Raw genomic sequence first — 14,039 nt, forward strand, 5'->3', positions numbered from 1 at the left:
ATAATATCAAGGGTAAAGGTGTGAAGTTATCGAAGTTGTGTGAAAGTTTCACGAACACGCTTAGCATACTTGATATAAGGCACAAAACAGACTGTCGAGAAGACCGACCATAGAAGGGATTTTAACGCTGTTTGATCGTCAACAGGAGCAAAACCAAAGCTTTTAATGGCTAAGAGTAAGTTAATCAGTAACCACAAAATAAATAGTCGTGGAAAATTTTGAGCGCGATAAAAAAATTGTCTTAACAGATATAACGTAAAGGCAAACATCACCCATGTTGTTAATGCAGAAAGATACCAACTAGAGATCAAATGAAAAGGAAGCTGGTGGAGGATCGAAAAATCTGAAAAATATTTAATAATATAGAGAACTGACATCAATCCAGAGCCAATAATCGACAAAATCATATACGCCAATGGCGCAAGCAACCATCCTGTAATCGGCGCTTTGCCTGAATGGTTATTCGATGTGTTTGCTTTGAGATCAAATTTCATTAATTAATTATTCCTACCTATGTGTACAGAACTAAACGAGATATTATCACAAACTTTGTTATTATTTATTTAGCTACAAAAGTGAAAGTGATTTTTGTTAATAAAAAAACATATAAAAATAGGATAGGGTGATGACAATTAAACTCAATGTTGGAATTATCGGATATGGCTATGCAAGTAAAACCTTTCATGCTCCGCTAATAACAACAACCGAAGGCTTAAATCTTAGTGCAATTTCAAGCTCTGATGAAAATAAAGTTAAACAAGATTTTCCTCATATTACGGTTTATGCAGATCCTCAAGCACTTATTAATGATCCCTCAATAGACTTAATCATTATTCCAACGCCAAATAATACTCACTATTCGCTGGCTTCACAGGCTCTGGCAAAAGGTAAACATGTTATTGTTGATAAACCGTTTACACTGACACTGGAAGAAGCTGAAAAATTAACTCAGCAAGCAACAGATGCTGGTAAACTTCTTTCCGTCTTTCATAATCGTCGTTGGGATTCAGGCTTTTTAACCGTTAAAAAGCTTTTAGCTGATAAAACACTTGGTGAAGTTAGTGCATATGAAGCACATTTTGATCGTTTTCGCCCAACTGTACGTCAACGTTGGCGAGAAGATGCCGGAATTGGAGGCGGGCTTTGGTACGATCTCGCTCCTCATGTTCTTGACCAAGCGATTTGTCTATTTGGTGAACCTAAAGCGATTACTGCTGATATTGCTCAGTTACGCCCTAATGCAAAAAATGCCGATTACTTTCATGCATTACTAGAATATGAAAATCTTAGAGTTGTTCTTCATGCTTCTATGTTAGTTGCGTCTCCAACACCTATTTTTGCTATTCATGGGACAAAAGGAAGTTATGTTAAGTATGGTTTAGATACCCAAGAAGATGCCTTAAAAGCAGGTTGTCTTCCTAACCAAACATATAATTGGGGAATGGATAATAGTGATGGTGAATTAACAACACTGTCAGATTCTGGAGAGTTAGAGACAACAACACTGGCAACACTCTCTGGTGATTACCCAGCTTATTACCAACAAATTTATCGTGCAATTACATTGGGTGAAGAAAACCCTGTTACGCCAATACAAGCAACAGCCATTATGTGTTTGATTGAAGCTGGAGAAATTTCTAATCGTTTAAAACAAACTATTACGCTATAAGCCAAAGGGAGTGCTAAATCTAATGTCTTGGTGGCAAAAATTAAAACTCGATCCTTTTCTCATGATAATGATTTGTGTGGTGACGCTAGCAACGCTACTGCCCGCACAAGGTGATATTAAAGTCTTGTTCCAATATCTTACGACTGGTGCGATAGCACTGCTGTTCTTCTTGCATGGTGCGAAGCTTTCTAGAGAGGCGATATTAGCAGGACTTGGACATTGGCGTTTACATCTTACCGTGTTTGCTAGCACTTTTATTCTTTTCCCAATTCTAGGGCTGGGTTTACAAGTTATTGTGCCTGAATGGATGTCACCCACTGTCTATATGGGTTTTTTATATCTTTGTGCATTACCAGCGACGGTTCAATCTGCCATTGCCTTTACTTCTGTGGCAGGGGGAAATGTCGCAGCTGCTATTTGTAGTGCATCTGCATCTAGTATTCTGGGTGTTTTTCTTTCACCCGTATTAGTCGGTTTTTTAATGCAAACGCAAGGCTCTGCGAATGATTTTGATACTACTGGGGCGATTCAATCGATCTTACTGCAATTGATGGTGCCTTTTATTATTGGTCACTTATCACGCCCTTTAATTGGTCGTTGGGTTGATAAGCATAAGAAATTAGTGAATAGAACGGATCGTTCTTCTATTTTGCTGGTGGTTTATGTGGCATTTAGTGAGGCGGTTGTTGAAGGGATCTGGCATAAAATTGACGGTTGGTCACTATTAACGATTGCGGGAGTGAGTTGTATTCTGTTAGCGATTGTTATTTTTGTGAACGTGTACAGTGCAAGATTGCTTGGATTTAATAAAGAAGATGAAATCACTATTGTTTTTTGTGGATCTAAAAAGAGCTTAGCAAATGGTGTACCTATGGCGAATGTGTTATTTCCAGCAGCAACTGTTGGGGTAATGTTATTGCCATTAATGATCTTCCATCAGATCCAATTAATGGTTTGTGCTGTGTTAGCGCAGCGCTATGCCAATCAAAGTAAAAGAGCAGAGAAAAAATAATGAATTTAAGCTGGTGGATACAATAACGTTAAGTGAATATTGATTATTGGGTTCATTAGGAAAAACGGCATCGATTTAACAATTAATCGGTGCTTTTTTTATTTATTGTGTTTTTTCTTTATTATCTTTTTTGTCTGATAGCGATTGATATTTTGATTTAAACGGAAGGGCTAAACCCAGTGTAAAAAAGACTAAAAATACAAACCCCATATTTAAATAGTCGGATTTATTATTTTTCACATCAACCTTTAATTCACAATCGATGGGTTCTAACTGATCGTTGATATTATATTTGCCTTGGTAAAGTTCATTAAGCATTGCCTGTGCTTGCTCAAATTCTTTATAGTTAACGAGTAATTTTACCCCCCCAGTCGCTTGAGCATACACTTGGTTATTCCAAACAATATTTTCATCTAAAAGGATCGCATCAATACCTTCTGATTGAAGAAAACCTGCTTCAATAGAAGCATCAATTGGTGATAGATATTGTGCTAATAATTTATATTGACCTCTTGTCGGATGAATATTCCACATAGCTTTTCCTTAATGATTAATAGCCCCTTGAAAATTAATTCTAGCCTAAGAGCCATTAATCATTCCATCCATTTTCAATAAATATAAAAAACCACCTGATAAACAGGTGGTTTTAATCAAAAAGCGATCAAATATTAACGTGAGCTTACTTTTTTAATTAATGCGTCACGTTCTGCTTGGCTAATAAATGCCATTCTTAAGCCATTAATCTGTGTTTGGCGGATTTGCTCTGGCGTTAATCCAGCAGCAGGCGCCGCAACGGTATATTCGTGTTTTAGCTCAATACCCTCAACCGCAGGATCATCGGTATTAAGAGAGGCAATAATGCCATGCTCTAAAAATATTTTTAAAGGATGCTCTGCTAATGAATTGATAGTACTGGTTTGAATATTTGACGTTAAGCAAGACTCAATACCAATTTGGTGCTCGGCAAGGTAATCCATTAAGCGTGGATCTTCAATCGCTTTAACACCATGACCAATACGACTTGCACCCAATTCTTTAATGGCATGCCAGATACTTTCTGCACCCGCCGCTTCACCAGCATGAACCGTAATATTCCAGCCAGTATCACGAGCACGATTAAAATGAGGTTGGAATAAATGACCAGGAAAACCTAATTCATCACCCGCTAAATCAAGCGCTGTAATTTTATCTTGATGTTTTAGTAAGCCATTTAATTCTTGTTGGCAGGCGTTTTCACCAAAGGTACGGCTTAAAATACCGATTAGACGAATATCTACATCGTGTGATTGTCGTGCGCTTTGTACACCATCAACAATGGCTTCCACGACACCTTCAACCGGTAATTGATGTTTCATTGCCATATAATAAGGTGAGAATCGCAGCTCAGCGTAATCGATACCAGCATTAACCACATCTACTACGTTTTCATAAGCAACACGATGACATGCGTCTAAATCAGCTAAAACCGCCACCCCCCAATCTAATTTTTGTAAAAAGCTAACAAGGCTTGGCTCATTTTTTGTAATTTGTACATGAGGGCGCAATGCTTCTAATTCATAAGCTGGTAGCGCAATATTATGTTGTTTTGCTAACTCTAAAATAGTTTGAGGGCGGATATTACCATCTAAATGGCGATGTAAATCGGTTAAAGGCAACTGTGTGTCAATCACGCGTTATTTTCCTTTTAATAGAAATAATGAAAATCTATCGTTTATAGTGATTTTCTTATAATCGGGTAAATATAAATGAGTTGCAGATAATTATGACTGATTTTTATTTTATTCACTAACAAATAAACTTAAATTGGCTATTTTTAAAACTGAAAATGCAGTTTTTTCTCGATTTTAAGTTAAAAAATAAAAAATGGGAAAAAGACATGTTTATTTATTAGCTACAATATTCAATGTAATTGACGTGTATTATCAGGTTAATTGATACATTAAAAATTAAGTTTAAAAATATTTATCATTATAATTGAAATGTCTTATCAGTTATTTTGATAGGTTTTGAAGGGGGAAATCAGTAAAAAAATAACTGAGATATCATTTTGTTATGGTTTTCTTTAATAGGTGGCTTGTTTGTCACGGGTTAAAGCAATTGAATAAAGAATGAAAAGATTATTTTTATAAAAATAACAAAGTTTGTTTTTTCTTGAATTTATTTATATAAATAAAATAGAACTAAAAAATAGAATATCTCTTTTATTAAATAAGGGATAAAGAATAGGGAATTAACGCCATAATAGATTGCTGTTAAATAAATATATTCAGCTGAATGTAATTATTTCCACAATGATTTTTTAATAGAAACCTAATTATTTTAAATTAAGGCATATAAATATGAATGAGAATTCTGATTTTAGTTTCGAAAAGAAAAATAATAATATACAACACCAATTAATGTCTAAAATACTTCCGCCTTCATCCGCAAATAATCTTACTTATGGCTCACAAGTCGTTACGGGTGATGGTACGATTGCGTTAGATTTAGTTGTCGTGATTGATACCAGTGGTTCTATGTCTGATGAGTCGTCAGATTTAAGTAAAGATATTGATATTGCAATACAAAAAGCACTGGAAAATTGCCCATCAAAACTTCGGGTGACTTTTTTAGGTATTGAAGGTACATGGGATGATACTAAATTTGATCAATCAGCTAGTGACTATTTAAAAGCGCTAGGCGTACCTGAAAGTCGCTTACAGGCAAGAAAGCCTTTTAAAGAGGCTGATGGGCGTGATCATGCGGGTAATAAAGAAGATTTATGTCGTGCAGTGATTGATTTAAGTAAGCATTTTGATTGGCGTGATGGTGCTCGTCGTGCTATTTTTGTTTTGGGTGATGAAGGTATGGAAGGTGGCGGAGGTATATTGACCAACGCGGCAAAGATAAAAAATGACGAAGCGATTGCTGTTGCCCAACAAGAAAAAGTCAAAGTATATACCTACCAAGGAACGCCAGACGATAGTGCAACGAACCTCGATCGTTTCCCAAGTGTGGCTGATAGAGATCGCGTAACAAAAGAGTATATACGTTTAGCGGAGCAAACAGGGGGACGCTCGTATATTTACACCACAGGCATTGCGAATTTCTCTTTAGTATTACAAGAAATTCTCTGTGATAGTTTGACACTACCGAACATTCCTAAGCCGAATGAAAAAACATCTAGCTGTAGTCAAGTCTGCGCACAATTCACGTCTATTATGTCAACAGTAAATACGCTTGCTGGAATAGTTAATAAAGCTATTGATTCTTGTTGCAAAGAGGAATGGAATAATCACCATATTCTGGTTAAAGATCGCGATTGTTAATTAAAATACGATGCGAAAAAAACACCCCATTATGTTATTCACAAATGGGGTGTTTATTTATTTTTTACCAGATTCTTGTTTTAACAGATGATTGTTTTAACAACGTACCGTTCTAACAAAAAGTTAATTATTGAGCTTGTGCTGGTTGCTCAGGAATTAAGATTTCTTGTTCTTCGATAATAGCTGGATCTTCAGTGATTTCTTCTTGATAACCTTCTTCTGAATAATCAGAATCATCGTAATCATAAGATGATGCGCCCATACCGAATAACATTGCTGCTAAACCTAACATTTGAGGAGCTTGGGTCACTTCCATAAATTCATCAAAAGTATAAGTTTTACCATTCATGGTAAATTTATCAGCAGCATAGTTCAGTTTCATGTTTAATGCGTTACCATCTTGAGCCAGTAACATCAGAGGTAATGCATCTTTCTCGTCTTGAGAAATTTGGTTGATATTTTGTTGTAGCTCAGTTTTTAACTGTTCAATATCAGCCGCTGTTGTTGCTTCGATCTCTTTTTTATCTTCATCTGTTAATGCGGTTTCTTGGTAACGAGCCGCATCAAGATATTGAGTGGTGTTACGGAATTCAGCTAACATTGGAAGAGATAAATCAACATTGAAATCAATGTTTTTAAACAGATAGTTAAATAACTCTGCTGGTGATTTCTCTTGGCTTTCTAATACTTTAACGTTAAAAGCATTTAAGTCTAAGTTAAAGGCTAACTTACTTGCACCGCTTTTATTTGTTAAAGAGGCTTCATCGATACGGAAAACTAAGCCTTTTTCCAGAACATCACGAACGGCTTGTTCAACCATTTCTGAACTGTCGAAATGATTTTTATTCCACGGTAACAATGAGTTGTTATAAACTTTGGTTAATAACAACATAGCATCTGGATCAGCTTTATCAATTGAATAGCCAAATTTACCTGCACCAAATTCGAGTCCTGCAACATTTAGTGACTTAAAGTAATAAGTTTGAGAGATGTTAAAGAGCTTATCTTTGATATCACTTTTTGTTGTCAGAGAAAAATCTTTCAGCGAGAAATCAGACGCTTTGTCTTTACTGGTATGTGCAATTTCAGCAAAACTTAATAACTGCTCATTAAATAAGTATTGATCGTTATTAACTTTTGTTCCTGCAACAGAACCCGCGATATTTTTAATTGTGAAAGTTTCTTCACCTTCTTTAGTCACAACAACTTGGTCACCTTTAACTTTGGTTGTGAAGTTTGTTGCATCTTTATCTGATGAGAATTCAACCGTTAGAGGCGTCGTTTTAACGGTGTCACCATTTTCAGTAAAATCGATAGGATTTAGTTTCGCTTCACCTGAAACTCCACCATCGAATGCTAAAGAAGTATGGATATCAAAAATAGATTTCTCTTTAGTCAGTTTGAATAATTCTTTCGTTGTATCATTGTTGACCAACGTATTATTCATTGCTGCTAATTTGGGTGCTAAATTAAACTTAGCCAGATCAGAAAGAGGGAATGGACCATGATCAATATCGGTAGTGAAGATAACTTCTTCTACTTTTTTCTCTTGGTCTGCATCACTAGCATCTTTTGAAATCACGACAGCAAAGTCTGCATTAGAGGTAAAAACCCCTTTCTTATAGTCACGAATTTCAAGTTTAACATCAGCGCCAAATTGTGCATTTTTAGCAAGTTGCGCTAATTGGACATTAGCTAGTTTCGTTTCTTCCTGTAAGCGACTTTCAATTTTGCTGCCCATGTACCACGACGCACCAGTCCAAACAACACCCAGTGCGACGATAACACCAACAGCGACAAGCGATTTCTTCATAATTCTAGTCCATCCTCTGTGTACATCCGGCGATGTACGTTATAAAGGCTGTTTTGTAACCCTTAAACAACCCGATAAATTGGTGATAAATTTTACTAAATTTAAATATAGATAATCCACATATGTACATCGCCATCTATATTAACCGTAAATATAGATTTAGTGGAATAAAATCGCAATCAGAACTTACTTAGTTACTCGCTAACATAATGAGTTTAAAGCAAAATGAATATGATTTATAAGGTAAATAAAATAAGCATTAAAAACGTCTTTTTTTACTCTTTTTTCGATTTAGACAATATTTAATTGTGATGTAATTCTATTTATGATGAATAATAAAGGCTCATAATAAGTATGGATATAAATATGAAAGCTTAAATAATAATGTTGGCAACGAAATAAGGTCGCTAACCGTATTTTTCTAAAAAAAATCAACAGATTTCATTCTGTTATAAATTTCATAAGCTCGCTTTAGCTCTCATATTTATTATTCTGTTTATGGCATGATACTGGTATCCGAGTTATTTACTAGAAAGTGATTCGGAATTAATCAATTATTCTGTGTACTTAAGGAGATTGAAATGGCAGCCACTCGCATTGAAAAAGACTCAATGGGGCAAATCGAAGTACCTGCTGACCAGTTATGGGGAGCTCAAACGCAGCGTTCTCTTGAACACTTCCGTATTTCAGTTGAAAAAATGCCTGTTGCACTTATCCATGCACTTGCTATCACGAAGAAAGCAGCCGCTGGTGTTAACATGGATTTAGGTTTATTACCAAAAGAGCGCGCTGATGCAATTATCGCCGCTGCAGATGAAGTGCTTGCAGGTAAACACCCAACTGAATTCCCATTAGCAATCTGGCAGACCGGTTCTGGCACTCAATCAAACATGAATATGAATGAAGTGTTAGCTAACCGTGGTAGTGAGATACTTGGTGGTATCCGTGGCATGGAACGCAAAATCCATCCGAATGATGATGTTAACAAAAGTCAAAGTTCAAATGATGTGTTCCCAACTGCCATGCATGTCGCTGCTGTTATTGCATTACGTCAGGATTTACTGCCAGAATTAAAATCACTGCTGAAAGTATTCAAAGAGAAAGCAGAAGCTTTCCATGACATCGTTAAAATTGGTCGTACTCACCTGCAAGATGCGACACCACTGACATTAGGTCAAGAGATCTCTGGTTGGGCTGCTATGCTTGAGCACAGCATCAAACATATCGATGATTCCGTTCCTCATGTTTGTGAATTAGCGCTCGGTGGTACAGCAGTGGGTACGGGGTTAAATACCCATCCAGAATATGCTGTTCGCGTTGCTAAGCGTATCGCTGAATTATCTGGTCAGCCTTTTGTAACGGCTCCTAATAAATTTGAAGCATTAGCAACTTGTGATGCATTAGTTCATTCACACGGTGCATTGAAAGGTTTAGCTGCATCATTAATGAAGATTGCTAATGACGTGCGTTGGTTAGCTTCTGGTCCTCGTTGTGGTATTGGCGAAATCGCTATCCCAGAAAACGAACCAGGTAGTTCAATCATGCCAGGTAAAGTTAACCCAACACAATGTGAAGCATTAACAATGTTATGTGCTCAAGTTATGGGTAATGACGTTGCTATTAATATTGGTGGCGCATCAGGTAACTTTGAACTGAACGTTTATCGCCCAATGATCATTGATAACTTCTTACAATCAGTCCGTTTATTGGCTGATGGTATGCGTAGTTTCAATGAGCACTGTGCAATTGGTATTGAGCCAAACCGTGAACGTATTAATAAACTACTGCATGAATCATTGATGCTAGTTACTGCGTTAAATACTCATATCGGTTACGACAAAGCCGCTGAAATTGCTAAGAAAGCACATAAAGAAGGCTTAACGCTAAAAGAATCTGCATTGAAACTGAACTATCTGACATCGGAAGAATTCGATAGCTGGGTTCGTCCAGAAGATATGGTTGGTAGCATGAAAAAATAAGTGTTAGATACACTTATTTAACCGATATTAAATCCCGCTATGATGGCGGGATTTTTAGATCTTATAGGAAAAATAATGACTGAAGAAATTACGTTTACTGCGACAGAAGTGAATTGCTATGTCGAAGATGATGTCACCATTATCGGAATAGGGGATGATGCTGTATCTCCTGATCATTTCATTATTCTTTCAAGATTTGATGAAGAAGATGAAGATATAGATAACTCAATTGGTTTAATGACCCATTTATCTGATATTGAAGCCATTAATACGCTCGAAAAAATTACCCTTGATCGAAAAAATATTATCCTTGCATTAAAAAACAATGTGGTGATAACAATCCATTTAGATATTGAAGACAATCATTTTGTTCAGCTTAATGATTATCTTCAGCAAATCCTTCAAGGAAGCTCAATTAAACTTATTGAAAAATAAGATATTCTCTATTTTTCAATATACAAATGCATTCTTGGAATAATTAATTGCAGCTTTTTAGCTTTAGGGCGATGGCGAATTTGAATGTTATCGGCATCATAATCAGGAAGTTCGCCAATAACGGGTTTAAAGTCGCTCTCTTTATCAATATAGAAAGCTAATAAAGGCAAAGGACACGCATATTGCACTTGTTTTTGAAGTTCTGAATACCAAACACGCGCAATAGGTTGCACTTTGACAGGACGCTTTATTTTTAATTTTGTATTTTCAGGTAATTGAGAAAGAGTGATGATCTCTTTATCCAGACGTTCAGCCCATTGTTCACTGGTATAAGGAGGGACTGCTCGATTGGCTTCGCGACTTTTTTCTAATTGAGTCAAAACATCGTTACGCGTTAAATTCTTAATAATATTTTTATTCGCCCAACCAAAACGCACTGTATCTGGATCAGACAATAGAGTGAGGGTACGATAAGCATTGAGCGTAATTAAGCCTTTTAGTTGATTATGGACGAAATCAAAACGCTCTTCCTTCGATATACCAGACTCTTTAGTAACAATATCGGAAAGCTGTTTTTTTAATAAATTAATTTGCTCAACTTGTTTTTTTACAGACTTAAATGTTTGATTATCTGTACTAAAGCAAAGCACTCCGGGTAAACGAATAGCACGCTTACTACTGATGTGCGGTGCATTGTCATAAATAAAAAGATTCGCCATTAGCTTTAAAGTGAGATCTCTAGCTTCCTCATTATAACAAGGTGACACCGTAACGCGAACAACCTCATCATGTTCCTCTTCTTTACTCACTTCAGGTAATTCAAATACTGCTGATGGTAATAAAGTTAAATTTTTCAACACATCAGTTAGCTTTTTAATTTCAATTTCTAATTGCTGAAAACAGAGATTGAATTGCTCAATTAAATCATATCGATTCATCTTAACATCCTTATTTAGTTACAACATACAATTGACCTTTGTTTAAAACAATACATTAGCTTCAGTGAAAAGTACATCGCCTAACAGCGATAAATTCCAAAAGCATGATATACTGTTTATTTATACAGTGTGTCGTAAAAAGGGCATATTTGGATGATATTTTTCCTAAAAAGGGATTATTTGATGGTTTTTGAATCAAAATTAGTTTGTTTTTCATTCGACTGTATTAACGTTCCATCAATAACACTGCAATCTGGTTTTGTTGATGGGCACTGTTCTGTAAATGCATTTGTAAGAGATGTAAAAAAGAGAAATAGCAGGGTAATAGATAGTTTTATAATAGCCATAATCGTAATTCCTTCTTAAAGAATAAGTTTATACCTTAAGAAGGGAGTGCAAAATCGACAACATTAAACCGCGTTAACCTGCTTTTGCACTTTGTTAATTATCAATAAATTATTGGGCAACTTTGTTTAAGTGTAATGCTATTAATAAGGCTGTTAACATTAAAAGGGCAATAAATAACCCTACACCAAGCCAGCCAAAACTCACCCAGAATAATCCGCCCACTGTGCCTGCAAGGCTAGATCCCGCATAGTAAGTAAAAAGATAAAGTGAAGAGGCTTGGGCTCTTCCTCGTTTAGCGCGACGACCAACCCAACTACTTGCGACTGCATGTGCAGCAAAGAAACCTGTCGTTAAGATAAGCATCCCAATAAAGATAACGGGCAGTGATTCAATCAAAGTAATCAATATGCCAATTAACATCATTGAAATTCCAGCAATAAAGACTTTGCCTAAACCGTATTTAGTGGTTAATAAGCCAGCTTTGGATGCGCTATAAGTACCACTTAAATAGACGATAGAAATCAGACCCACAGTAGTTTGACTTAATGAATAGGGTGCGTCTAATAAACGATAGCCAATATAGTTAAATAAAGTAACAAAACCTCCCATTAATAAACCACCTTCAATAAATAACAAAGGCAGCCCTTTATCTCTAAAATGCAATTTAGTCGTTATAAGAAGATTGCGAGGTTTTAATGCTGTCGGTCTAAAGTGCTGTGAAGCTGGTAATATCTTCCAGAAAGTAATTGCAGCAAAAAGGGCAAAAATACCGAGAATAACAACGGATAAACGCCAAGAATAATAATCACTTAGTACCCCTGTAATAACGCGTCCGCTCATTCCTCCAATAGAATTTCCGCTAATATATAAACCCATTGATAATGCGAGATAAGCAGGGTGAATTTCTTCACTTAAATACGTCATTGCTACTGCTGCAACGCCACTTAATGAAAGTCCAACTAAAGCTCGCGTAATTAAAATACCTGTCCAGCTATTCATTGTCGCACTTAATAATGTAAAAAATGCAGCGCAAAACAGTGCGATAACCATGACATTTTTACGACCAAAGGCGTCTGAAAGTGGGCCTGTGATTAATAATCCACATGCCATTAAAGCGGTTGAAAGTGAGAGCGCTAAACTACTGGTTGCTGGGCTGACGGAAAATTCGTTAGATAACACTGGTAATATAGGTTGCACAAAATAGAGTAAGGCGAATGTCGCTAAACCGACCATAAAAAATGACACTGTCACTTTTATATACAGTGCATCATCACGTTGAATATAGTGTTTAGGGTTAGATTGGTGTTGAGCAGGCTTTTCTATACTTGATGTATTGTCTGAAATATCAGTGCCTAAGCTCATACCTTTACTGTCTATTTCGTGAGTATCCATATTGATTAAACTTCCATTACTTAAATTTGATTTATGTCAATGTTAGAAATATTTGATTTTTTTGTCTAATATATTAATCATTAGAAATAATACTTTTAAAGTATCAATGACGACATGAGAGAAATATGAATATTGAACTTAGACATTTACGTTACTTTATTGCTGTTGCAGAAGAGCTTCACTTTGGTAAAGCAGCAGAAAGATTGAATATTTCTCAACCTCCGTTAAGCCAACAAATACAAGCACTTGAAAGCGAAATAGGCGCTAGACTTTTAGAGCGAACAAACCGTTCTGTTTCATTAACACCCGCAGGACAAATGTTTTTAAAAGAGTCGTATCAAATTATGGCGCAGGTCAACGCAGCTGCAATGCGCGCCGCTAGAATGGAAAAAGGTGAATTAGGTGAAATTTCAATTGGTTTTACCTCAACAACGCCTTTTATGCATTTAGTCACCTTGAGTTTGCGACAGTTTAGAGAAAACTATCCAGAAGTCGGTATTCATATGCATCAAATGAATACAAAACAACAGATATCGCCGTTACTAACGGGGCGTATTGATCTAGGGATCATGCGAAACACAACATTACCCGAAAATTTGCACCACCAGCTATTGTTTCGTGAGCCTTTTATTTTAGCGGTTTATGAAGGGCATCCACTGCTTGCTTACAAAGAAACGGGGGTCAATATTCAAGATATTGGGCAATATCCTTTTGTTTTCTTTGAGAGAGATGTTGGTACGGCACTTTATGATGAGATTATTCAGTTGCTTAGTCTGTCAGGAATTACGCCAACTATTGCACAAGAAGCGGGTGAAGCCATGACAATTTTAGGGCTAGTTGCAGCAGGACTTGGTATTTCTATTGTGACAAAATCATTTACGCGAATGAAAGTTGATGGAGTGCACTATCTACACTTTGCAAATTCTCAAGCGTTCTCTGAAGTTTGGTTAGTTTCACATAATAAACGAACTATTCCTGCTGCGGCGAATCGATTAACGCAATTGCTGTTGAAAAATATCTTAGATCACCAAAAATCTTGATTTATCTGTGTTTTTGATCACGCTTTTTATGTAAGTATTGTACAATTATTACAAATTGACGACATAATCGGTAATGAATTATTTGGAGCCTCGAATTAATTATGG

13 protein-coding genes are annotated in these 14,039 nt (G+C 36.2%); 6 read left to right on the forward strand and 7 right to left on the reverse strand.

What is annotated here, in order from left to right:
- Positions 1–26: 26 nt before the first annotated feature.
- Positions 27–494 (reverse strand): DUF2569 domain-containing protein, encoded by a 468-nt coding sequence (locus F1325_RS09055; RefSeq protein WP_109373997.1) that lies wholly within the window; start codon positions 492–494, stop codon positions 27–29.
- Positions 495–625: 131 nt separating this feature from the next.
- On the opposite strand from F1325_RS09055, the gene F1325_RS09060 reads away from it, so the two are divergent.
- Together F1325_RS09060 and F1325_RS09065 are read left to right on the forward strand one after the other, a co-directional pair.
- The gene (locus F1325_RS09060; protein WP_160230336.1) at positions 626–1,669 is read left to right on the forward strand and encodes an oxidoreductase; all 1,044 of its coding nucleotides are present in this window, start codon (positions 626–628) and stop codon (positions 1,667–1,669) included.
- 22 nt (positions 1,670–1,691) lie between these two features.
- Positions 1,692–2,681 (forward strand): bile acid:sodium symporter family protein, encoded by a 990-nt coding sequence (locus tag F1325_RS09065; protein WP_109373999.1) that lies wholly within the window; start codon positions 1,692–1,694, stop codon positions 2,679–2,681.
- 102 nt (positions 2,682–2,783) lie between these two features.
- Here F1325_RS09065 and F1325_RS09070 read toward each other — a convergent pair whose 3' ends face one another.
- Positions 2,784–3,215 carry a hypothetical protein gene (locus F1325_RS09070; protein ID WP_109374000.1) on the reverse strand — a complete coding sequence of 144 codons (432 nt, stop codon included), beginning with the start codon at positions 3,213–3,215 and terminating at the stop codon, positions 2,784–2,786.
- 134 nt (positions 3,216–3,349) lie between these two features.
- Positions 3,350–4,351 (reverse strand): adenosine deaminase, encoded by a 1,002-nt coding sequence (add, locus tag F1325_RS09075; protein ID WP_109374001.1) that lies wholly within the window; start codon positions 4,349–4,351, stop codon positions 3,350–3,352.
- A 669-nt stretch (positions 4,352–5,020) separates the two neighbouring features.
- On the opposite strand from add, the gene F1325_RS09080 reads away from it, so the two are divergent.
- A complete protein-coding gene (locus F1325_RS09080; RefSeq protein WP_109374002.1) occupies positions 5,021–5,989 on the forward strand; it encodes a VWA domain-containing protein in 969 nt (322 codons plus the stop codon).
- Between the two features lie 127 nt (positions 5,990–6,116).
- On the opposite strand, the gene F1325_RS09085 is transcribed toward F1325_RS09080, so the two are convergent.
- Positions 6,117–7,802, reverse strand: a complete 1,686-nt coding sequence (locus tag F1325_RS09085; protein ID WP_160230337.1) for a YdgA family protein — start codon at positions 7,800–7,802, stop codon at positions 6,117–6,119.
- Positions 7,803–8,383: 581 nt separating this feature from the next.
- Between F1325_RS09085 and fumC the strand changes: the two genes are divergently transcribed.
- Together fumC and F1325_RS09095 are read left to right on the forward strand one after the other, a co-directional pair.
- A complete protein-coding gene (gene fumC, locus F1325_RS09090) occupies positions 8,384–9,781 on the forward strand; it encodes a class II fumarate hydratase (protein WP_075673810.1) in 1,398 nt (465 codons plus the stop codon).
- A 75-nt stretch (positions 9,782–9,856) separates the two neighbouring features.
- Complete coding sequence (locus tag F1325_RS09095; protein ID WP_109374004.1) at positions 9,857–10,216, forward strand: hypothetical protein; 360 nt, start codon at positions 9,857–9,859, stop codon at positions 10,214–10,216.
- A gap of 8 nt (positions 10,217–10,224) precedes the next feature.
- Here F1325_RS09095 and tus read toward each other — a convergent pair whose 3' ends face one another.
- The 3 genes from tus to F1325_RS09110 form a co-directional block, all read right to left on the reverse strand.
- A complete protein-coding gene (tus, locus tag F1325_RS09100) occupies positions 10,225–11,154 on the reverse strand; it encodes a DNA replication terminus site-binding protein (RefSeq protein WP_109374005.1) in 930 nt (309 codons plus the stop codon).
- Between the two features lie 176 nt (positions 11,155–11,330).
- On the reverse strand, positions 11,331–11,501 hold the full coding sequence (locus F1325_RS09105; protein ID WP_160230338.1) for a hypothetical protein: 171 nt from the start codon (positions 11,499–11,501) through the stop codon (positions 11,331–11,333).
- A 109-nt stretch (positions 11,502–11,610) separates the two neighbouring features.
- Positions 11,611–12,894: an MFS transporter gene (locus tag F1325_RS09110; protein ID WP_109374006.1), complete on the reverse strand. Its 1,284-nt coding sequence runs from the start codon at positions 12,892–12,894 to the stop codon at positions 11,611–11,613.
- A gap of 125 nt (positions 12,895–13,019) precedes the next feature.
- On the opposite strand from F1325_RS09110, the gene F1325_RS09115 reads away from it, so the two are divergent.
- Positions 13,020–13,934, forward strand: a complete 915-nt coding sequence (locus tag F1325_RS09115; protein ID WP_109374007.1) for a LysR family transcriptional regulator — start codon at positions 13,020–13,022, stop codon at positions 13,932–13,934.
- The last annotated feature ends 105 nt before the right edge of the window (positions 13,935–14,039 follow it).

The organism is Proteus columbae, from assembly GCF_009914335.1.
In the GTDB taxonomy this organism is placed as follows: Bacteria; Pseudomonadota; Gammaproteobacteria; order Enterobacterales; family Enterobacteriaceae; genus Proteus.